The sequence below is a fragment of the Methylobacterium sp. Leaf91 genome (assembly GCF_001422815.1).
GTDB lineage: Bacteria > Pseudomonadota > Alphaproteobacteria > Rhizobiales > Beijerinckiaceae > Methylobacterium.
The window spans coordinates 91,649-111,033 of sequence record NZ_LMMP01000003.1; the positions used below are offsets into that span (position 1 = coordinate 91,649).

General features: G+C 68.3%; 20 protein-coding genes and 2 pseudogenes. 2 read left to right on the plus strand and 20 right to left on the minus strand.

Annotation, left to right across the window (positions count from 1 at the left end; all coding sequences use genetic code 11):
* Nucleotides 1-50 precede the first annotated feature (50 nt).
* The 14 genes and pseudogenes from ASF32_RS03945 to ASF32_RS04000 all read right to left on the minus strand — a co-directional run bounded on the left by ASF32_RS03945 (nucleotide 51) and on the right by ASF32_RS04000 (nucleotide 12,844).
* Nucleotides 51-758, minus strand: coding sequence for a phosphorylase (locus ASF32_RS03945; RefSeq protein ID WP_056423878.1), 708 nt, complete (start codon nucleotides 756-758; stop codon nucleotides 51-53).
* A gap of 155 nt (nucleotides 759-913) precedes the next feature.
* Nucleotides 914-2,911, minus strand: a complete 1,998-nt coding sequence (gene shc / locus ASF32_RS03950; RefSeq protein ID WP_056424472.1) for a squalene--hopene cyclase — start codon at nucleotides 2,909-2,911, stop codon at nucleotides 914-916.
* Nucleotides 2,912-2,948: 37 nt separating this feature from the next.
* Entirely contained in the window at nucleotides 2,949-4,265 is a 1,317-nt protein-coding gene (gene hpnE, locus ASF32_RS03955; protein WP_082490359.1) for a hydroxysqualene dehydroxylase HpnE, read from the minus strand.
* Complete coding sequence (gene hpnD, locus ASF32_RS03960; protein ID WP_056423882.1) at nucleotides 4,265-5,119, minus strand: presqualene diphosphate synthase HpnD; 855 nt, start codon at nucleotides 5,117-5,119, stop codon at nucleotides 4,265-4,267. The genes hpnE and hpnD overlap by 1 nt, the downstream gene beginning before the upstream one ends.
* Nucleotides 5,116-6,030 carry a squalene synthase HpnC gene (gene hpnC, locus ASF32_RS03965; RefSeq protein WP_056423884.1) on the minus strand — a complete coding sequence of 305 codons (915 nt, stop codon included), beginning with the start codon at nucleotides 6,028-6,030 and terminating at the stop codon, nucleotides 5,116-5,118. The genes hpnD and hpnC overlap by 4 nt, the downstream gene beginning before the upstream one ends.
* Nucleotides 6,027-7,067, minus strand: a complete 1,041-nt coding sequence (hpnA, locus tag ASF32_RS03970; RefSeq protein ID WP_056423885.1) for a hopanoid-associated sugar epimerase — start codon at nucleotides 7,065-7,067, stop codon at nucleotides 6,027-6,029. Before hpnA ends, hpnC begins: the two co-directional genes overlap by 4 nt.
* Before the next feature lie 152 nt (nucleotides 7,068-7,219).
* Nucleotides 7,220-8,035: transketolase C-terminal domain-containing protein (locus tag ASF32_RS26285; RefSeq protein ID WP_280136535.1), on the minus strand; the 816-nt coding region annotated here is incomplete at its 5' end.
* A gap of 1 nt (nucleotide 8,036) precedes the next feature.
* Nucleotides 8,037-9,041: pseudogene (locus ASF32_RS26290) on the minus strand (1-deoxy-D-xylulose-5-phosphate synthase N-terminal domain-containing protein); the annotation flags it as partial.
* Nucleotide 9,042: 1 nt separating this feature from the next.
* Nucleotides 9,043-9,302: pseudogene (locus ASF32_RS26295) on the minus strand (1-deoxy-D-xylulose-5-phosphate synthase N-terminal domain-containing protein); the annotation flags it as partial.
* Nucleotides 9,303-9,507: 205 nt separating this feature from the next.
* Complete coding sequence (locus ASF32_RS03980) at nucleotides 9,508-9,792, minus strand: exodeoxyribonuclease VII small subunit (protein ID WP_056423887.1); 285 nt, start codon at nucleotides 9,790-9,792, stop codon at nucleotides 9,508-9,510.
* 160 nt (nucleotides 9,793-9,952) lie between these two features.
* The gene (locus ASF32_RS03985; RefSeq protein ID WP_056423891.1) at nucleotides 9,953-10,465 is read right to left on the minus strand and encodes a hypothetical protein; all 513 of its coding nucleotides are present in this window, start codon (nucleotides 10,463-10,465) and stop codon (nucleotides 9,953-9,955) included.
* The gene (locus tag ASF32_RS03990; RefSeq protein ID WP_056423892.1) at nucleotides 10,465-11,028 is read right to left on the minus strand and encodes an HD family hydrolase; all 564 of its coding nucleotides are present in this window, start codon (nucleotides 11,026-11,028) and stop codon (nucleotides 10,465-10,467) included. The genes ASF32_RS03985 and ASF32_RS03990 overlap by 1 nt, the downstream gene beginning before the upstream one ends.
* Before the next feature lie 26 nt (nucleotides 11,029-11,054).
* The gene (locus ASF32_RS03995; protein WP_056423894.1) at nucleotides 11,055-11,675 is read right to left on the minus strand and encodes a DNA-3-methyladenine glycosylase I; all 621 of its coding nucleotides are present in this window, start codon (nucleotides 11,673-11,675) and stop codon (nucleotides 11,055-11,057) included.
* A gap of 317 nt (nucleotides 11,676-11,992) precedes the next feature.
* Nucleotides 11,993-12,844 carry a folate-binding protein YgfZ gene (locus tag ASF32_RS04000; RefSeq protein WP_056423897.1) on the minus strand — a complete coding sequence of 284 codons (852 nt, stop codon included), beginning with the start codon at nucleotides 12,842-12,844 and terminating at the stop codon, nucleotides 11,993-11,995.
* Nucleotides 12,845-12,995: 151 nt separating this feature from the next.
* On the opposite strand from ASF32_RS04000, the gene ASF32_RS04005 reads away from it, so the two are divergent.
* On the plus strand, nucleotides 12,996-14,330 hold the full coding sequence (locus ASF32_RS04005; protein WP_056423899.1) for a dihydroorotase: 1,335 nt from the start codon (nucleotides 12,996-12,998) through the stop codon (nucleotides 14,328-14,330).
* 121 nt (nucleotides 14,331-14,451) lie between these two features.
* Here ASF32_RS04005 and ASF32_RS04010 read toward each other — a convergent pair whose 3' ends face one another.
* The 6 genes from ASF32_RS04010 to pdxH all read right to left on the minus strand — a co-directional run bounded on the left by ASF32_RS04010 (nucleotide 14,452) and on the right by pdxH (nucleotide 18,588).
* Nucleotides 14,452-14,706, minus strand: a complete 255-nt coding sequence (locus ASF32_RS04010; RefSeq protein ID WP_056424475.1) for a hypothetical protein — start codon at nucleotides 14,704-14,706, stop codon at nucleotides 14,452-14,454.
* A 167-nt stretch (nucleotides 14,707-14,873) separates the two neighbouring features.
* On the minus strand, nucleotides 14,874-15,278 hold the full coding sequence (locus ASF32_RS04015; protein ID WP_244478123.1) for a TIGR02301 family protein: 405 nt from the start codon (nucleotides 15,276-15,278) through the stop codon (nucleotides 14,874-14,876).
* Between the two features lie 143 nt (nucleotides 15,279-15,421).
* Nucleotides 15,422-15,907: an NUDIX hydrolase gene (locus tag ASF32_RS04020; protein WP_056423901.1), complete on the minus strand. Its 486-nt coding sequence runs from the start codon at nucleotides 15,905-15,907 to the stop codon at nucleotides 15,422-15,424.
* Nucleotides 15,908-15,920: 13 nt separating this feature from the next.
* Nucleotides 15,921-17,084, minus strand: a complete 1,164-nt coding sequence (locus tag ASF32_RS04025) for a hypothetical protein (protein WP_056423903.1) — start codon at nucleotides 17,082-17,084, stop codon at nucleotides 15,921-15,923.
* Nucleotides 17,077-17,799 (minus strand): SDR family oxidoreductase, encoded by a 723-nt coding sequence (locus tag ASF32_RS04030; protein WP_056423904.1) that lies wholly within the window; start codon nucleotides 17,797-17,799, stop codon nucleotides 17,077-17,079. Before ASF32_RS04030 ends, ASF32_RS04025 begins: the two co-directional genes overlap by 8 nt.
* Before the next feature lie 210 nt (nucleotides 17,800-18,009).
* Nucleotides 18,010-18,588, minus strand: coding sequence for a pyridoxamine 5'-phosphate oxidase (gene pdxH, locus ASF32_RS04035; protein WP_280136537.1), 579 nt, complete (start codon nucleotides 18,586-18,588; stop codon nucleotides 18,010-18,012).
* A 261-nt stretch (nucleotides 18,589-18,849) separates the two neighbouring features.
* Here pdxH and ASF32_RS04040 point away from each other — a divergent pair, with 261 nt between their 5' ends.
* On the plus strand, nucleotides 18,850-19,293 hold the full coding sequence (locus tag ASF32_RS04040) for an RT0821/Lpp0805 family surface protein (RefSeq protein ID WP_056423908.1): 444 nt from the start codon (nucleotides 18,850-18,852) through the stop codon (nucleotides 19,291-19,293).
* The last annotated feature ends 92 nt before the right edge of the window (nucleotides 19,294-19,385 follow it).

Below are 19,385 nucleotides of genomic sequence, written 5' to 3' on the forward strand. Positions count from 1 at the left end.
CAGCATCGCGGGGCTTTTCGTTAGTCGTATCGATTGAATACGGCGGGCAGCTACCGTGCGGCATCACCGGCAGAGCGTCGTGCGCCGGGGTCATCGAAGTCCGGCACGAGGCCAGGACGGCAGCGAGCCAGAGCGGCGAAGGCTCTTCCAGAATCCCTGGCCAGACGGATCAGAGCCGGCAGATGGGTCGGGTTCCGACCGAGGGCGGTGAGAACGGCGATGATGTCAGGGTCGCCGTTCGGCTTCAGTGCCGTCGTGACGAAGGCGGGCAGAGCGCGCTCGGCCGGGTCACAGACCACGCGGATCGCGGCGAACGGAATGCCGTGGCGAGCCGCGAAATCCGCCGCCACATGGGATTCCATATCGACCGCCGCCGCTCCGGTACGGGCATGCAGTTCGGCCTTCGCGGTCACGCTCACGACCGCTGCGTCGACCCCGGCGAGGTCCGCCGAGTGCGTCGTCAGGTCGGCTCTCGACAGGGCGGAGTGAATCGCGTCGCGCAGGGCGGCGTCGGTCTCGCGGCGTCCCGTTTCATCGGCGATGCCGGTGGCGATCACCACGTCGCCGGGGACCAGTGACGGATCGAGCCCTCCTGCGATGCCGAAGCTGATCGCGGCACGACATCCGGGCTCCCGGCGAAGGGCGAGCAGCGCACGAAGGCGCTCCGGAGATCCACCCGCTCCCACGGCCTCGATTCCGGGACCGGCGGCAAGCCGAGCCTCCTTGGAGAGTCCGGTGACGACGAGGATGGGGAGCATGGGATTTCCAGCCAGCACTCCCTCCCCCTCTGCGGGGGAGGGTGGCCCTCGCGTCAGCGAGGGTCGGGAGAGGGGAGCGACGTTTCCGGAGAGGCCCCCCTCCCGCATGCTCCGCAGGCACTCTCTCCCACAGAGGGGAGAGGGGCGAGGAGAGCCTACATCCCGTAGGCGACAGACCGCGTGTTGCTACGCTTGAGGTTGCGGTAGCGCGCCATGGCCCAGAGCGGGAAGAATTTCGGGTAGCCATGGTAGCGCAGGTAGAACACCCGCGGGAACCCGGTCGCCGTATAGCGCTCCTCCGACCAGAACCCGTCCGCGCCCTGCGTCCGTGTCAGGTAGTTGATGCCGCGCGTCACCGCCGGATCGTCGGCCTCGCCCGCCGCCATCAGGGCGAGGAGAGCCCAGGCGGTCTGGGACGCGGTGGAATAACCGGGCTCGAAGGCCGGGTCGATCTTGTACGACGAGGCATCCTCGCCCCAGCCGCCATCGGGGTTCTGGATGCGGATCAACCAGGACACCGACTTGCGGATCTCCGGCGAGGCCGAATCGACGCCGGCGGCGTTGAGCGCGCAGAGCACCGACCAGGTGCCATAGATGAAGTTCATCCCCCAGCGCCCGTACCAGGAGCCATCCTCCTCCTGATCGTCGAGGAGGTATTTCACGCCGCGATCGAGCGCCTTCGAGGTCTCCCGGGTCTCGCCGAGCTGCGACAGCATCGAGACGACGCGGGCCGTGACGTCGGCGGTCGGCGGGTCGAGGAGGGCGCCGTGATCCGAGAACGGGATGTTGTTGAGGTAATGATGGTTGTTGTCGGCGTCGAACGCCGCCCAGCCGCCGTCGCTCGATTGCAGGCCCTCGACCCATTCCCGCGCACGGGCGATGGAGACGGCATAATCCGGTACGTCGGCGACGAGACCGTGCTGGCGCATCGCCCGGTCCATCGCCATCACTACCACGGCGGTGTCGTCGAGATCGGGGAAATGCGGGTTGGCGTATTGGAACGCCCAGCCGCCGGGGCGGACATTGGGACGGCCGGCCGCCCAGTCGCCCTTGATGTCGAGCACTTGGAGCGGACGCAGCCAATCGAGCCCGCGCCGGGCCTGGTGCTCGGCATCGGAGCCGCCGGCTTCGAGCAGGGCGTGACCGGCCAAGGCCGTATCCCAGACCGGCGAGAGGCAGGGCTGGACATAGGCCTCGTGCTCCTTGACGACGACCAGCTTCTCGACCGCCTCGCAGGCGATCAGCACCTGCGGGTGATCGGCCGGATAGCCGAGCACTTCGTACATGAGCACGGTGTTGACCATGGCCGGGAAGATGGCGCCGAGGCCGTCCTCGCCGTTGAGGCGCTCGCTCGTCCAGGCCACGGCCTTGTCGATGCCGCGCTGGCGGCGCTTCTTCGGGAAGTAATCCTGCGTGACCTGCAGCAGCCGGTCGATGGCGCCGAAGATCGGCGTCCAGGGCCAGGTCGCATGCGGGCTGCCCGGCCAGGAGCGTACATGCTCCGGCGGCGTCACGAACAGTTCGGGAATGCCGAGGCCGAGCGGGTTCTTGGCAAGGGGCTTCTTCGCCTGCAGCACCAGCAGGGGCACGATCACGCAGCGTGCCCAATAGGAGATCTTGTCGAGGTGGAAGGGAAACCACTTCGGCAGATGCATGATCTCGACGGGCATCACCGGCACGGCGCGCCAGGGCACCTCGCCGAACAGAGCCAGCAGGAACCGGGTGAACACGTTGGAATTGGCGGCACCGCCACGCGACAGGATCGCCTCGCGGGCGCGACGCATGTGGGGCGCCTCGATCGAGTCGCCGACGAATTTCAGTGCGTAATAGGCTTTCACACTGGCGCTCATGTCGAACGGCCCGTCATGGACCAGCGACCACCCGCCATGCTTTCCTTGCGTCCGGCGCAGGTAATTGCCAATCTTGGCCAGCAGTTCGGGCGGAATGGTCGTCGCCCGGAACTGGTGGAACATGATGTATTCGGAGGGGATCGTCGCATCCGCTTCGAGTTCGAAACAGAGATGCCCGTCCACATGGACGAGATTCGTCAGGGCCTGCGTCGCCCGCATGACTCCATGCTCGACGTCGTCCAGGGAAATCTCCTGGGTCTTGGGACGCTGGAGCGTCTCGACCTTCTTGAATGCCTCTCGCATCATCCTCGCCTCAGTGCCGCCTGATGCGGCCCCTTCCTCACGCCGCGCCGCGCGTCACAGCTTCACGGCGCGCAGGCGCGCCTTTAAGGAGCGCTTGCGCGGCCGTCGTTCCCGAACGGATCGCTCCCTCTATCGTCGATGGCAGGCCGGTCGCGGTCCAGTCGCCCGCCAGGACGAGATTGTCGTGGGCCGTCACGGCACTCGCGCGCCGCGCGGCCTCTTCGGGCGTCGCCGCGAAGGTCGCCCGTTTCTCCTTGACGATCTGCCAGCTTGGCAGTTCCGGTGCAAGTCCGGTCAAAGTCGAGATCTCGGCCCAGATCTGCTTCGCCAAGTCTTCCCGCGGCATATCCAGCAGGCGATCGGCACCGCTGATGGTGACCGACAGTCGATCCGGATAGGCGAATAGCCATTCCGTCAAACCGTTCACCACACCGAGCAATAACGGCGAGCCCTGTGGAGGAAGGATCGCGAAATGAGCATTGACGATGGAGCGGTAGGATTGCGGAGCCGAAAGTCCTGGGATCAGGTCGGTCGCGACCCAGGGCGGCAGGGCCAGCACCACCGAATCATCGGGACCGAGCGTCACCGATTCGTCGTTGAACAAGAGGGTATCGACCCGACCCGCATCGGCGCCGAGGCCGCGCAGGCGACGACCGAAGCGCATCTCGGCGCCGTGCTTGGCCAGATACGACAAGGCGGGATCGACGAAGGCGACCGAAAGGCCGCCGACGGCGATGAGGGGCCGACAAGCGGCGCCGCCCGCGCCCAGGGTTTCGCGCAGGATCGTGGCGGCGAGCCCGACATCGCTTTCCTGCGGATCGGTGTTCAGGGCGGCGAGCAGCACCGGATGCCAGAGGCGCTCGTAGAGCGGCCCGGAACATTCCATGCGCTCGCCGATCGTGCCCGCACGGCCCGGCGCCTTGCCCGAGGCGGCCCGGAGGATGCTCAGAGGCGCGAGATAATCCATCGCCCGGCTGCCCGGCACCCGCCGCGACGCCTGGAGCACCCACCACGGCACCCGCCCGGCATTCGGCCGAAGGGTCCAGCGCTCACCTGTCTTCAGATCGGCGAAGGGGAATTCGGCCTCCTCCGGCCCGGTCAGGGCATCGGCGGGGGCGCCCACCAGCTTCAGGAAGTCGAGGGACGAACGGTTGCCCGACAGCAACAGGTGGTTGCCGTTGTCGATGGTCAGGCCGAGCGTCGAGTCATAGTAGGAGCGGCAGCGCCCGCCCGCCTGCTTGGCCGCTTCATGGACGACCACGCGCCGACCGTGCTCGGCGAGGGACACCGCCGCGGACAGGCCCGCAAGCCCTGCACCGACGACATGGACCGTTCCGGTCTGCATTTGCGTCATCATACAATCCCGTGGCGCAGCGCGACGCCGAGCAGGGCCAGCTTCGAGGGCTTCACGCGCACGCGGGGCCTGACCCAGCCGCGCTTCAGCACCGCGTCGAGATAGAGCCGGTAGGCCGCCGCCATTAGGCGAGGGGCCTTCGTCTCCTTGCGCGGATTACGGTCGATGATCGTCCAGGTGTCGCGGTAATGGGCTTCCGCCTCCCTCGCCACGGCGATGCAGACCTCGCCGATGCGCGGATGAGCGATGGCGGCCTCGGGCGTCGGATCGGTAAGGCCGATGGCGGCGAGCTTCTCGCGCGGCAGGTAAAGACGGCCGCGCTCCGCATCCTCGTCGATGTCGCGCAGGATGTTGGTGAGCTGCAGCGCGCGGCCCTCGTGATGGGCGAGGCGGATGCCATCGGCCTCGGGCAGGCCGAAGATGCGCACGGACAGCCGCCCGACCGCGCTGGCGACCCGGTCGCAATAGAGATCGAGGGTGGCCTCGTCGGGGGCGACGATATCCTCGAACGCATCCATCGCCATGCCGTCGATGACCGCCTGGAAATCCTCGCGGAGCAATCCGTAGCGGCGGATGGGTACCACGAGGTCGCGCACGCGCGGAGCCGGGTTTCCGGCATAAAGGGCATCGATATCGGCGCGCCAGCGGTCGAGTTCGGCCGCGCGGACGGGCGCCGGCCCACCATCGTCGGCGACGTCGTCCACCGAACGGCAGAAGGCGTAGACCGCGTACATCGCCTCCCGGCGATCCTTCGGCAGCAGCCGCATGGCGGTGTAGAACGAAGACCCGGCGGCCGGCAGGGCGGCGTCCTGCGCCATCGCGGGTTCCTGGGCGGGTGATGCGGTGGCGCTCATGACTGCGCTCCCTGACTCGCGACGCGCGTGGAGTGTCGGCGCAGGATGCGCGAGCGGAACGGACGCCGCGCCAGGGTCGAGGCGATTCCGCCCAGAGCCGTCAGGGCAAAGCCCGCCTTGCCGTGATGGACCTTCTCGGAAAGCGGGTCGCGCGTGAGCAGCCCCTTCGTGAGCACCACGGCGAGGCGGTGGATCGCCGCGATCTCGAGGCTCAGGCGCAGGTCGTCGATCAGGTCGGGCAGTACCGCGCCCTCGTCGAGGAGGAGCATGGTCCGCTCGGCGAGTTCACGGATGACCGCGCGCAGGGCAGGGGAGGCCTCGTCGGCGGCGAGCGCGTCCACGGAGACGCCGTGGCGCTCCAGCACGTCCCGCGGCAGGTAGACCCGGTCGTTGCGGCGATAATCCTTCGCGCAATCCTGCAGGTGGTTGATGATCTGGAGCGCGGCGCAGATCGCGTCCGACGGTCCCCAGACCACGGCCGGGTCCTCGCCATGAATGTCGAGGACGAAGCGGCCCACGGGCATGGCCGAGAGACGGCAATAGGCGATGAGGTCGTCCCAATCCTCATACCGGTTCTTCCGCGCGTCGAGGCGGAAGGCGTCGAGGAGTTCGAGGGCGTGCGTCGCCGGAAGGCCGCGCGCGGCGAGTTCCCGCTTCAGCGGCTCAGCCTCACGGTCGGAGGGCCCCTTGCCGGTCAGCGCGTCGGCGAGGTTGTCGAGAAGCTCGACCTTGCGCTCGGGCGACAGCTCGGCGTGGTCGGCGACGTCGTCGCCCGCACGCACGAAATCGTAGAAAGCCAGGATCGCGCCGCGATTCTTCGGGTGGATCAGGTGGGAGGCGACGGGAAAGTTCTCGTCCTTGTGCCCCTTGCCCGAACGCGCGTCCGTCGCGCTGTCGAGGGTTGCGGTCACTTCAGATATCCCGATTGGCGGAACCAGCCGAGGGCGTCCGACAGCCCCTCGCGGTAGGGCCGCGCGGAATAGCCGAGTTCGGCCCGTGCCTTGGCATCGGTGAAGAACATGCGGTAGCGGGACATCTTGATGCCGTCGATGGTCGCGAAGGGCGTCTTGCCGGTGATCCGGGCCATCTGTTCGGAGATGAACGCAATAGGATAGACCACGGCGCGCGGCAGGTTGATGGTCGGCGCCTTGCGGCCGACCATGCCGGCGATGTCGGCGAGCATCTGCGACAGAAGCACGTTCTCGCCGCCCAGAATGTAGCGCTCGCCGGTGCGGCCATGGCGCAGGGCCAGGAGATGGCCGTGGGCGACGTCGTCCACATGGGCGAGGTTGAGGCCGGTATCGACGAAGGCGGGCATCCGCCCGAGGGCCGCCTCGACGATGATCCGCCCGGTGGGGGTCGGCTTGACGTCGCGGGGGCCGATGGGCGTCGACGGGTTTACGATGACCACGGGCAGGCCGTTACGCGCCGCCATCTCCTCGACCACGCGCTCGGAGACGACCTTGCTGCGCTTGTAGGCGCCAATGGCCGTGCCGGGGGTGAGAGGACGCGTTTCGTCGGCGGGCGTGCCGTCGTCATGCGGCTTGATGGTGGCGACGCTGGATGTGTAGACGATCCGCTCGATCCCCGCCCTCAGCGCCTCCTCCATGAGGATGATGGCGCCGTCGCGGTTGGTGCGGACGATCTCTTCCGGGTCTGGCGCCCAGAGCCGGTAATCGGCGGCGGCGTGGACGAGGTAGCGCTGGCCAGCGAGAGCGGCGGCGACCGACGCGCGATCGCGCATGTCGCCCTCGACGATCTCGACGTCGTTCCAGACGAGGTTGGTGCGCGGGGAGGAGGCCCGCACCATGATCCGCACGGAGAAGCCGGCCTTGCGGAACACGTCCACGAGGGCGGCACCGAGGAACCCACTCGCTCCGGTGATGAGAACCGGGCCGGCTTCGTAACGGTTCTCGTCGAACCTGCCGGAGGAGGTGGCCTCTGTCATTTCTCTCGTAGGGTCAGGGGATTGCACAGGAAGACGCGCCGGTGCGAACCGGCATTATGCCCGGTCTTTTCTCATCGATAGGCGAGGCGAACAAGCGCAGCGCGGCCACACACGGAGACTTCCGTGCGCGGCCACACGCCAGGGGCCGGAGGTCAGGCGAGACGCAGACGTCCGGCCTTCTGCTCGGGCAGGGTGGCCTGAACGGTGCGGACGATGCTGTCGGCGTCGAGGCCGGCCTCGGCATACATGGTGTCGGGGCTGTTGTGGTCCTGGTAGGTGTCCGGCAGCGTCAGCGTCCGCACCCGCACCCGGCCCGTGTCCAGCGCGCCCTTCTCCGACAGGAGATGCAGCACCATAGCCCCGAAACCGCCGACCGAGCCCTCTTCCAGGGTGATCAGAACCTCGTGGCTCGCCGCCAGCGTCTCGAGMAGGTCGGCCGCCTTCAAGGCTTCGCCCAGACGCGTGCCCAGGCTCARCAGCGCCACCCGTGYGCCCTCGGGACGCCGCACGATCCGGCCCTTGCCGATCGGCAGCGGCACGCCGCGCTCGGGCAGGTCGACACCGACCCCCTCGCCGCGCGGATAGCGCAGCGCGATSGGGCCGCTGTCATGGGCATGCTGGGTCGCCACCATGTGGACCAGCTCGGCCTCGTCGGAGGCCGCCATCACCGTCATGTTCGGCAGGCAACAGAGATAAGCGAGATCGAACGCGCCCGCATGAGTCGCCCCGTCCGCACCCACCAGCCCCGCCCGGTCGAGGCAGAACCGCACGGGCAGGTTCTGCARMGCCACGTCGTGCACGACCTGATCGTAGGCCCGCTGCAGGAAGGTCGAGTAGATCGCCACGAACGGCTTGTAGCCCTCCGTCGCCAGACCGCCGGCGAACGTCACCGCATGCTGCTCGGCGATGCCCACATCGAAGGTCCGGTCCGGATGCGCCTTGCCGAACAGGTCGATCCCGGTGCCGCCNCAGACCGCCGGCGAACGTCACCGCATGCTGCTCGGCGATGCCCACATCGAAGGTCCGGTCCGGATGCGCCTTGCCGAACAGGTCGATCCCGGTGCCGCCCGGCATCGCCGCGGTGATCGCCACCACCTTGTCGTCGGCATCCGCCGCCTTGATCAGGCTCTCACCGAAGACGCGGGTATAGGCCGGCGCGTTCGGCTTGGCCTTGGCCTGGACGCCCGACAGSACGTCGAACTTCACCACCCCGTGGTAGCGGTCGGCCGACGCCTCGGCCGGGGCGTAGCCCTTGCCCTTCTGGGTSACGACATGGAGCAGGATCGGGCCCTGGTCCGAATCGCGCACGTTCTTCAGGATCGGCAGGAGATGGTCGAGGTTGTGCCCGTCGACCGGGCCGACATAGTGGAAGCCCATCTCCTCGAACATCGTGCCGCCGCCCACCACCAGGGAACGGGCGTATTCCTCCGCCGCCGCCGCACGCTGGTAGATCGCCTTCGGCAGCAGCTTGCCGAGCTGCTTGGCCGTCTCGCGCAGGCCGCGATAGGTCCCGCCCGAAGCGAGCCTGGCGAAATAGGCCGACATCGCCCCCACCGGCGGGGCGATCGACATGTCGTTGTCGTTCAGGATCACGATGAGGCGCGAATGCAGCGCGCCGGCATTGTTCATCGCCTCGTAGGCCATGCCCGCCGACATCGAACCGTCGCCGATCACCGCCACCATGTTGCGGCGCTTCGGAGCGGGCTGGCCCTTGGCCTTGGCCGTCGACTCGTCGAGATCGCGGCCCACCGCCATGCCRAGCGCCGCCGAGATCGAGGTCGAGGAATGCGCCGCCCCGAACGGGTCGTAGACRCTCTCCGACCGCTTGGTGAAGCCCGACAGCCCGCCCGGCTGGCGCAGCGTCCGGATCCGGTCGCGCCGCCCCGTCAGGATCTTGTGCGGGTAGGCCTGGTGCCCGACATCCCACACGATCCGGTCGTCGGGCGTGTCGAACACGTGATGCAGCGCCACCGTNCGCCGCCCCGTCAGGATCTTGTGCGGGTAGGCCTGGTGCCCGACATCCCACACGATCCGGTCGTCGGGCGTGTCGAACACGTGATGCAGCGCCACCGTCAGCTCGACCACGCCGAGCCCCGACCCGAGGTGACCGCCCGTCACCGACACCGCGTCGATCATCTCCAGACGCACAGCGTCCGCCACCGCCTGAAGCTGGCTCTCGGGAAGCGCGCGAAGAGCAGACGTCTCGTCAAGCCCGTCGAGGATCGAGGTTTCTATCCGTGACANCACAGCGTCCGCCACCGCCTGAAGCTGGCTCTCGGGAAGCGCGCGAAGAGCAGACGTCTCGTCAAGCCCGTCGAGGATCGAGGTTTCTATCCGTGACACCGAATCAACCTCACGTCCGGAGGGAAGATAAGCGCGCAACTTGTTGCGGCAGATGAATATTTTCGAAAGAGCCACAGATCATCACGACCTCCTGGGCTCAGCCGACATCGAGGGGAGCGACCCCCGCCGCGCGCCCATCGGGCCCCAGCGTGATCGTCTGGATCCGCGCCTCGGCCTTCCGCAGCAGGCCTTCGCAATGCCGCTTCAGGGCCTCGCCGCGCTCGTAGATCGTAACCGACTCGTCCAGGGGCACATCGCCCTTCTCGAGCCGACGTACGATCTCCTCGAGCTGTTCGAGCGCCTTCTCGAACGGCAGATCGAGCCCCTCACCGGACGCATTCGAATCGGTTGTCGCCGCCACGGCGGATCGGGCTGTGGTCATCCCAGGGTACCCCTCATCGTGCCGGTCTAAGCCTGCGCCCGCCCGCCCGACAAGCCCAAGGGGGCGTCAGCTGCTCTATCGGCGTGCAGTTCGTCAAGGGTGGCGTCGTTTCGGCCACACTCGATTCGGCACAATTCTAAGCTGGGCCGAGGCCTGTTCTTCACCCCAACGTGAGAACGAACGGGGTTCCCTCGAACGCATCCGCGCCCCGCCCGATCCCAGCGATGGCGGCCGACATCCGTCCCTCGCGCGCCAGTAGCCGGTCGGCGATGTCCACGAACAGGGCGTTGGGCGTCGCCGACGGCGATGCGGCGCGCAGAGCAAGGGCGATCTCGGCCTCGTCCCGTTCCGGGGACAGAGCGCAGGCGGCGATATAGGCCGCTGCCGTGGAGCGGCTGATCCCGGCATAGCAGTGGATCAGCAGCGGACGCTCCCGATCCCATGAAGCGGCAAAATCGAGGATTCGACGCACATGAACCTCGCCCGGAAGGACATGCCCGTCGAGGGGAGCGACGATGTCACTGACTTCGACCACGCAATGGCGCCCGTCGGCAATACTGTCGGGCCGGTCGATCGCGGTACCGACCTTCATCAGCGTCATCAGATGGTTCGCCCCGATGCGTTCGAGGGTCTGGGGCAGTTGCGACAGAGGGCAGACGTGAATGTCCGACATCAGAAATCGTGGCTAAGAGACTGAAAACGAGCGAGGAACCGGGATTGCGCCTCGGCGATGGGCCACGGCTCGACCAAGGCCAGCGCCTCAGGCCCCGTTTCGTCGGGGTGGCCGAAGATGGTACCGGCTTCCTCCTCGGAAAAGCCGGCAAGGCGTGTGGCCTCGAGATAGGCCGCGACCGCATCGGCACGCTTGACGAGGCGAACCTCTTCCTCCGTGGGTTCCGCCAAGCCGAAGCGCCGGCGGATCGCCGCCATCAGGCGCAACTCCACGCTCTTGTAGGACGGGCCGATCGCCGCCTTGAACGGCGAGATGATGTCACCGATCACGTATTCCGGGGCGTCGTGCAGCAGGAATTCGAGACGCTGCATCCGGCTCCGGCCGGGCGCCAGATCCGCCCCGAGAGCCTCGACCAGCAAGGCGTGCTGGGCCACGGAAAACGCGTGCGGTCCGGCGGTCTGGCCGTTCCAGCGGGCGACGCGGGCGAGACCGTGGGCGATGTCGGCGATCTCGATATCCTGCGGCGAGGGGTCGAGGAGATCGAGGCGCCGGCCCGACAACATCCGCTGCCAGGCGCGGGGGGCGGTGCTCACCGATCCACCCCCATGGCGGCGCAGGGAGCCTGTCGATGGCAGCCCATCAGATGGTCGTTCACCATGCCCACCGCCTGCATGAAGGCATGCACGATGGTGGGGCCGCAGAAGCTGAACCCTTCCGTCTTAAGGGCGCGGGAGATGGTACGCGAGACCTCTGTCTCGGTGGCGATGCCGGCCCGGTCCGTCGCCCGGCCCTGGATCGGCCTGCCCTCGACGAAGTCCCACAGGAAGCGCGAGAAGCCGGGGCCGCGCTCCTCGATGGCGAGAAAGGCGCGGGCGCCCGCGATGGTCCCGACGATCTTGGCGCGGTTCCGGATGATCCCGGTATCCTGCATCAGCCGCTCGACATCGGCCTGCGTGAACCGTGCGATGGCCTCCGGCTCGAACCCGGCGAAGGCCCGGCGGAAGCCCTCGCGCCGTCGCAGGATGGTGATCCAGGACAGGCCGGCCTGGAACCCGTCGAGGATCAGTTTCTCGTACAAGGCCCGGCCGTCACGCTCGGGCACGCCCCATTCGGTGTCGTGATAAGCGACGTAGACCGGGTCGAGCCCGGCCCACCAGCAGCGCGGGCAGCCGTCGGAATGATGGATCAGGCCTGTGGAATCGTCGGACATGGGATCGAGCGTAATCGGAACGGATCAAGAACGCCAGATGGGCTGAGAACGCAGGGAGGCAGGGTCGTCGTCAGGACCGATCAAGTGCGCATCCCCTCTCCCCGCACGCCGGGAGAGGGCCGCGACGACCCCGTCGTCGGCGCGGCGAGGCGGCAGCCGAAGGTGCGGGGGCTCGGTCCAAGGAGCCTCTTCCGAAATCGCCCCCTCACCGTCGCTCCGGCTTCGCCTCCACTCACCGAAGGCACGACGGGGTGCCTTCGGTCCTCTCCCCGCAAGCGGGGAGAGGTGCGCTCACCGGGTGTCGTTGTCGCCACCGATCACCCGGCCGGCGCCACCTCCGGGAAGGCGAAGGTGGCGAAGGAGGGTTTCTCGACGCCGAGGATCGCCGCACCGGCGCGCACCGGCTCACCGGCGGCGACCGCATCGGCGAGGCGGTCGAGACGGAGCATGGCGAGGCCGCGCGCTCCCGACACGCTCCCGATCGTGCCGAGCCCCCGCGCTCCCGCAGTCACCTCCGCGCCGGAGGTCACGGCCTCCCCGTCGCGGGAGATCACCGGAACGATGCGGGTGCGGGCCGTGCCGCGATGCTGCATGCGTGACACGACTTCCTGGCCGACATAGCAACCCTTCTTGAAATCGACACCGCCGAGTTGGTCCATCAGCGCCTCGTGCGGGAAGGCATCGCCATAGGTGAAGTCGCGTCCGCCCTCGGGAATGCCGAGGGCGATGCGGTGGGCGTGGTAATCCGCCTCGGTGGCATCGGCCGAGAACGCGCCCTCGGCGAAGACGAGGCGCTCGCCCAACGCCGGTAGACGCCCTTCGCGGAGGCGCTCGGTGGCGGCGGCGGCCTCCGCCCCGCCCCAGGCGGCGGCGAGCCCCAGGGTCGGGTCGACGGCGATCGTCACCTTGGCGCGCAGGCGGTAGAGCGTGAGGCGCTTGGCGAGCGCCGGGGCCTGATCGGCCGGGCAATCCAGGCGGAAGCCGTCGCCGGAGCGCCAGATCAGGAAATCGAACAGGATCTTGCCCTGCGGGGTCAGCAGCCCGCCGAGCCGCGCCTCACCCGGTTCGAGGGTCTCGATATTGCAGGTCACCACGCCCTGGAGAAAACTCGCGGCCTCCTCGCCCGCGATGACGATGACGGCGCGGTCCGGCAGCAGGGCAATCGGCATGACAACTCCTCGACATTCTCCCGCGAAGTCCTCGGCGCGCCAACGTGAAGCTGCGCCGCGAGCCCATCCGCGAGGTACGACGTTGCGCGCCGCACGAGGCTGACATAAGCCGCCGCCACCCGCGTCTCAACGCCGTTCAGGAGCGACCCCGATGGACCAGCCCTTCGATCTCCTCCTCACCGGCGGCACGATCGTCAATCACGACGGCGAGCACGCTGCCGATCTCGGCATCAGGAACGGGCGCGTTGCCGCCATCGGCGACCTGTCCCGGGCCGAGGGCGAGCGCCAGGATTGCACAGGCCTGCACCTGCTGCCGGGTGTCATCGACACCCAGGTCCATTTCCGCGAACCCGGCCTCGACCATAAGGAAGATCTCGAATCGGGCTCCCGCGCGGCGGTGATGGGCGGCGTGACCGCCGTGTTCGAGATGCCCAATACCAGCCCGCTGACCACCAGCGCCGAGACCCTCGCCGACAAGGTGGCGCGCGGGCACCACCGCATGCATTGCGACTTCGCCTTCTGGGTCGGCGGCACCCACGAGAACGCCCATGAGGTCGCCACCCTAGAGCGCCTGCCGGGCGCGGCGGGGATCAAGGTCTTCGTCGGCTCCTCCACCGGCGCGCTCCTGGTCGAGGACGATGCCGGCGTCGCGGAGATCCTGAAGCGCACCCGGCGCCGGGCCGCCTTCCACGCCGAGGACGAGCCCATGCTGCGCGAGCGCAAGGGCCTGCGGGTGCCGGGCGATCCGTCCTCCCACCCGGTCTGGCGCTCGCCCGGGGCCGCGCTGAAGGCGACGCAGCGTCTGGTGCGGATCGCGCGGGAGACGGGTGCCCGCATCCACATCCTGCACATCTCCACGGCGGAGGAGATGGTGTATCTTGCCGACCATAAGGACGTGGCCAGCGTCGAGGTGACGCCGCACCATCTCACCCTCGACGGGACCGAGGCCTATGCCCGTCTCGGCACCCTGGTGCAGATGAACCCGCCGGTGCGTGACGCTGCTCACCGCGACGGGATCTGGCGCGGGCTGGCGCAGGGCGTCGCCGACATCCTCGGCTCGGACCACGCGCCGCACCTGCTGGAGGAGAAGGCCAAGCCCTACCCGGATTCCCCCTCCGGCATGACCGGCGTCCAGACGCTGGTCCCGATCATGCTCGACCATGTCGCCAACGGACGGCTGTCCCTCGCCCGCTTCGTCGACATGACCAGCGCCGGTCCGAAGCGCCTGTTCGGCATCAGCCGCAAGGGCCGGCTCTCGGCGGGCTACGATGCCGACGTGACGGTGGTGGACCTCAAGCGCCGCGAGACCATCCGCAACCCATGGATCGCGTCCAAATGCGGCTGGACCCCTTATGACGGCGTCACCGTCACCGGCTGGCCGGTGGGCACGATCGTGCGGGGAAAGCGGGTGATGTGGCAGGGCGAGCTCGTCGGGCCTTCGAGCGGCGAAGCAGTGGTGTTCGACGAGGCCCTGCCGACGAGGTGAGGCCCACGCTCCAAGGCCGACCCGGCCCATAAACGCATCGAGCCGCCCGGACATGCCCGAGCGGCTCGTTTTTGATCATAGGCTCATCGTCAATGGGCCGGGTGCGGCCCCGTAGCGTGTCTCAATGCTGCGGAGCGGTGGTGAAGGCGCCGCCGCGGATGCGCTCGGGAAAACCCTCGGCATAGCGCGCCGTGGCATCCTCGCCATAGGTCATGACCAATTCCTGGAACGCGGCGAAGAGGGCCGCCTGCGCCATGCAATCACCGTCGAGACCGTCGAGACAGCCTTCCGCGAACGCTTCCGAGACGTAGCCGAGGGCTACGCGCTTGTCGTCGAGATCGGCCTCGAAGGGCGCGGGGGCGGTGTCGATCTGCATGGCGATAACATCGGTTGCGCCGAAGAATGGCTCGGCGGATGACCGAAACATAGGCTGAGCTTCGCGCGTCGGGAAGCCAAGAATTGCGAAGCGGTTAACGCCGGCGGTCGAATACGACGAATTTCCTTCAGCCTTGCGCGCTGTATCCCAAGCGCAACATCTCCGCCTCATCCTCCGAAACGGCTGGCCAGGGCGTGCGAAAGCCGTTCCCCTTCAGCGACATAGCGGGACGCAGCCTCGGTCGCCGAAGGCGTGCAGGCCCGGTAGGTGAGGGAGTAACCGCGATACCCTCGGTTATACGCCCCGGCGAGACGGTCCCGCCGGCCGGGCGTCACTCCCTCGGCCTCCATTAACGCCTTCATCCGGGTGGGCCATTCGGCGGCGTCCGGTGCCGCGCAGAGGCCGCGCAGGAAGGAGAGGGAGCCGATGATCTCGGAGAGCCGCATCAGGTCCCGGTCGTAGGGAGCGGGCGGCGGCTCGGCGGGGGCAGGGGGCTCCTTGTCCTTCTCGGGGGCCTTCTGCGCGGGTCGCCCTGGGTTGGCGCGCTGCTGAGCCGAAGCGAGATCGGGCATGCCCACCGCGAGGGCGGCGAACAGCAGCACAGGCGACAGGCATCGCCTCACCCACGACACAGCCACGCCCCGTCCTCCGTCGCCCCGAACCTCGTCCGTCAGGCTTACACCGTTTCCCGGCCAGGACGAGGCGCGCGTCGGCCTCATCGTGATTCCGGTTGGCCACCGAAGCCTGCGACCTGCGCAAAGGCCTCGTCCACCGTGTCCCGCAATCCCGGCGTGGTGGCGAGATCCGCGAGTTCCTCGGGAAGAGCCCAGCGCACGCCGAGAGCTTCGGGGCCGGGAGCCGGCTCGCCGCCTGCCCAGAGGGCGGCATGGGGATGGACGACGTAATGATGGCGCACGCGTCCGTCCTCGCCCTTCAGGATGATTTCCGTGGGGGTCAGGGAGCGGACGACCACGGCCGAGACTCCGACCTCCTCGTTCAGTTCGCGCAGAGCGGCCTGCGCCAGGGTCTCACCGGGCTCCACCAGCCCGCCGGGAAGCGTCCAGACTCCGCGAAGGGGCTCGTTGGCCCTGGCGGCCAGCAAGACCCGTCCGTCGCGGATGACGGCGATGGACGCGCCGACAAAGGGACGTGTCGGGAAAAGTCGCCCCTCTGAGCCGTCCTCGCTCGCTGTATCGCTCATGAGGCTCGCCGATTCACGGTTGCGGAGAGATGAGCGCGACCCGGCCGTCGGCAAGGCCGACGAGCAGGCGCGTGCGGGTGCCTTGGCCGATGGCGGCAACGCCAAAGGCGGCAAGGCCGGGCAGGGGAACGCGCTTCACCTCGCGGATGCCGTCCTTCAACGACAGGATCGCCAGGCCGCTCCGATCCGCCACCGGCACAGCGAGTTCCGGGACGCCATCCCCATCGGCATCGACAAGGGCCGACAGATCGGCCCCGCCCTCGCCTGGGGCCAGGGTGGTGTAGCCTGGTGCCTCTCCGATCAGGCGAAGGACTCCACCCTCATAGGCCCAAAGCTGGAGGATACCGGCCCCGTCCGGAGCCGCCACGGCGACGATACGGGGCTGTCCGGCTTTCGACACGTCGCCGATTGCCGCGAGGGTCAGCGCCTGCCCGCCTGCTCCCGGCTCTTGGACGGGACTTCGGGCAAGGACGGTCCAGGCCTTGTCGGCTTCCGCCGGGGGCTTGTTCGCGTCGGTTGTCGTCTTGCCCACGACGGCCAAAGCCGATCCGCCGCTTTGCGCCGTCACCGCGACGACGACCGGCCGACCATCGACGAGGGCGGCAATCGGTCGGCGCAGGGCGAAGGCCGCCCCGGCCCCGGCGGCGACGGCGGTGGTCACGATGGGCACGGGCTTCGGGTCGGCGCTCATTCCCACCGGCTGGCGCTCGCGGATGGTGAGCGTGGCCGCGCGTTCGGGCTCGCTGGCATTGGGACGGACGGAATCGGACAGGTAGGCACTGACCGCACCGAGGGTCGCGCGCCGGGTGCCGGGAATGGCGCCGCGCGGCGTCTCGGAAGCGATGAGGCCGTCGATGGCCTCGACACCGAGCAGGGTTGTGGCGACCTTGCCGTCGGCGAGGGTCAGCGCCGCACCGCCCTCGTCGCCCCACAGGACGGCCAGCGGCACATCCTCCACCACCTCGCCCTTCAATCCCTTGGGACGGGCGAGCGGAAGGAGGCCGGAGGTCGCCACCGCAAGGGACACCTCGCTGCCGGGGCCGCGCATGGCACGCGCCCTGAACGGCAGGTCGAGGATCGTCACCACCGGGTCGGCTCGGACCGGTTGCGGGCTCAGGGACGAAGCGACGAGAAGGGAAACCGCGAGGAGCGCCGAGCGCGCACCTCGTTCAGACATGCTGGCCGCCGTTGATGTGCAACTCGGCGCCGTTCACGTAGGACGAGGCCTCCGTGCAGAGGAAGTAGATCGCCTTGGCCACCTCGTCGGGCGTGCCGAGGCGCCGCTGCGGGATGCCGGCCACGATCTTGTCGGTGCCGGGCGACAGGATCGCCGTGTCGATCTCGCCGGGCGAGATCGCGTTCACCCGCACACCGAGGGGCCCGAAATCGCTGGCCATCTCGCGGGTCAGGCCGGCGAGCGCCGCCTTCGACGTGCCGTAGGCCGCACCGGCGAACGGATGGACGCGCGAGCCCGCGATCGAGGTGACGTTGACGATGGAACCCTTGGCGCGGGTGAGTTCCTGGCAGAGGCCGCGCGCCAGGAGCAGAGGGGCGAAGACGTTGACTTGGAAGACCTTGCGCCAGTCGCCGAATTCCGTGGCGATGGCGCCGAGGCGCTCGCCATTGGCGCCCTTGGGCGAGATGCCGGCATTGTTGACCAGGGCATGGAGCAGGCCGCCCTCATCCGCCAAGCGTCCGGCCACTTCGGCGACGCCGCGCATCGTATCCTCCGGGTCGGAGAGATCGACCTGGAGGTGATCCTCCGGCCCCATCTCCCACGGACAATTCTCCGGGAAGGCGTGACGCGAACAGGTGATCACCCGCCATCCGGCCGCGGAAAACCGCTTGACCGTGGCGTGGCCGATTCCGCGGCTTGCGCCCGTCAGCAGCATGACGCGGCGGCGTTCATTGCTCGATATGGCCAAAGCCGTTCCTCAGGATTCGGAGGCGGTGGACAGCCGAGATCATCCCGCCGTGCCATGCCAAGGTCTAAGCCGCGGCGGCCGGGAAATCCAGGGTCGATCCCGCGTCGCAGCAAGACTGGAATCGCTCCAGGAAACTCTTGCCGCGAGGGAACCTGTCTGGCGGCGGAACTCCAGCCCTTAAGGATAGAGTCTCGCCCCATTCCAGCCGCTGCCGTCCCTGGTGAAGCGGACGCGGTCATGGAGGCGGTAGGGGCCGTCCTGCCAGAACTCGATCGAGACCGGGGCGATGCGGAACCCGCTCCAGTTCTCCGGGCGCGGGACCGGCTGGTCCTCGTAGCGGGCCGACAGGGCGGCAACCTCCGCTTCCAGAGTAGCACGGTCCGTGAGGGGGCGTGACTGGCGGCTGGCATGGGCGCCAAGTCGGCTCTCGCGGCGGCGGCTCGCGAAATAGGCATCCGCCTCCTCGAGCGACACGTGGCTCACCGGGCCCCGCGCGCGCACTTGGCGGCGCAGACTCTTCCAATGCAGGACCAGGGCGGCCTGCGGGTTCTGCGCCAGCTCTTCGCCCTTGGCCGAGTCGACATTGGTATAGAAGACGAAGCCGCGCTCATCGACGCCCTTCAGCAGCACCATCCGTACGTCCGGCAGCCCGTCGGAGCCGGCCGTGGCGAGGGCCATGGCGTTGGGATCCTCGGGCTCCGCGCGTTCGGCCTCGCCCATCCAAGTGGCAAACAATGCCCAGGGGTCTGTGGACAGTGTGAAGTCTCCAGCGGCCCCGAGGGGGGACGAGGGGGGTGAGACAATGCCGGACGGGGCCGGCTCATCGATCCTTAACCGATCCAAGGCGTAATCCTGTGAGTGAGATCCGGGTCGGGGGCACCGACGTGGGACACGATTTGTCGTCGTTCAAGTCACGTCGTGAGAACAGGTGTAATGCGTCGGAGCGAGAGTAAAGCCCTACCCGCCGTCACCCGTGACGGCGCCGCACCCTGCTTCGCCCGCGTCCGATGCACCGCCATGCTGATGTCGGGGGGCGTGGCGGTGGCCTTGTCGCTCGCCGGCTGCGGCATTCCGATCCTCACTTTCCAAAGTGAGAGCAAGGCGGAACCGGAAGTGACTGTCCCGGAGCCCCTGGTCACGGGAAGCATCGACAAGCGCCCGAAGAGCTTCGGCAACGAGATGAGCGACGAGGATTGGCGCCGGGCCCATGCGGCTCTGGCGGTGGCCCTCGATCCACAGGGCAACGGCCGTCCGGTCAAATGGGACAACCCGGATTCGTCCCTGCGCGGATCGATCAGCCCAACGGGACTTCCCTATGTGGCCAACGAGCTGATCTGCCGCGACTTCCTCGCCTCGGTCATCGCCCCTGTCCGCAGCCGCTTCGTTCGCGGCACCGGGTGCAAGCCTTCAGGGGGAGAGTGGGAATTGACCCGCGTCCGCATGGCGAAAGCGAAAGGGTAGGGGCAAGATCGTCCGCCGCCAGGGATCGTCCGGCGGACCCATGGGTTGACGCCTGGATCGAACCGTCGAATCCTGTCGAACGACCGTTGCAA

What these genes read in the sequence shown, in the direction of transcription:
- ASF32_RS03995 (WP_056423894.1), bottom strand. Translation starts at nt 11,675, where the DNA reads ATGTCCGACGATTCCACAGGCCTGATCCATCATTCCGACGGCTGCCCG.
- ASF32_RS04010 (WP_056424475.1), bottom strand. Translation starts at nt 14,706, where the DNA reads ATGCAGATCGACACCGCCCCCGCGCCCTTCGAGGCCGATCTCGACGAC.
- ASF32_RS04005 (WP_056423899.1), top strand. Translation starts at nt 12,996, where the DNA reads ATGGACCAGCCCTTCGATCTCCTCCTCACCGGCGGCACGATCGTCAAT.
- ASF32_RS03980 (WP_056423887.1), bottom strand. Translation starts at nt 9,792, where the DNA reads ATGACCACAGCCCGATCCGCCGTGGCGGCGACAACCGATTCGAATGCG.
- hpnE (WP_082490359.1), bottom strand. Translation starts at nt 4,265, where the DNA reads ATGACGCAAATGCAGACCGGAACGGTCCATGTCGTCGGTGCAGGGCTT.
- shc (WP_056424472.1), bottom strand. Translation starts at nt 2,911, where the DNA reads ATGCGAGAGGCATTCAAGAAGGTCGAGACGCTCCAGCGTCCCAAGACC.
- hpnD (WP_056423882.1), bottom strand. Translation starts at nt 5,119, where the DNA reads ATGAGCGCCACCGCATCACCCGCCCAGGAACCCGCGATGGCGCAGGAC.
- ASF32_RS04030 (WP_056423904.1), bottom strand. Translation starts at nt 17,799, where the DNA reads ATGCTGCTGACGGGCGCAAGCCGCGGAATCGGCCACGCCACGGTCAAG.
- hpnA (WP_056423885.1), bottom strand. Translation starts at nt 7,067, where the DNA reads ATGACAGAGGCCACCTCCTCCGGCAGGTTCGACGAGAACCGTTACGAA.
- ASF32_RS04025 (WP_056423903.1), bottom strand. Translation starts at nt 17,084, where the DNA reads ATGTCTGAACGAGGTGCGCGCTCGGCGCTCCTCGCGGTTTCCCTTCTC.
- ASF32_RS03990 (WP_056423892.1), bottom strand. Translation starts at nt 11,028, where the DNA reads ATGTTGTCGGGCCGGCGCCTCGATCTCCTCGACCCCTCGCCGCAGGAT.
- ASF32_RS04020 (WP_056423901.1), bottom strand. Translation starts at nt 15,907, where the DNA reads ATGAGCGATACAGCGAGCGAGGACGGCTCAGAGGGGCGACTTTTCCCG.
- ASF32_RS04040 (WP_056423908.1), top strand. Translation starts at nt 18,850, where the DNA reads ATGCTGATGTCGGGGGGCGTGGCGGTGGCCTTGTCGCTCGCCGGCTGC.
- ASF32_RS03985 (WP_056423891.1), bottom strand. Translation starts at nt 10,465, where the DNA reads ATGTCGGACATTCACGTCTGCCCTCTGTCGCAACTGCCCCAGACCCTC.
- ASF32_RS03945 (WP_056423878.1), bottom strand. Translation starts at nt 758, where the DNA reads ATGCTCCCCATCCTCGTCGTCACCGGACTCTCCAAGGAGGCTCGGCTT.
- ASF32_RS04000 (WP_056423897.1), bottom strand. Translation starts at nt 12,844, where the DNA reads ATGCCGATTGCCCTGCTGCCGGACCGCGCCGTCATCGTCATCGCGGGC.
- ASF32_RS04015 (WP_244478123.1), bottom strand. Translation starts at nt 15,278, where the DNA reads ATGCCCGATCTCGCTTCGGCTCAGCAGCGCGCCAACCCAGGGCGACCC.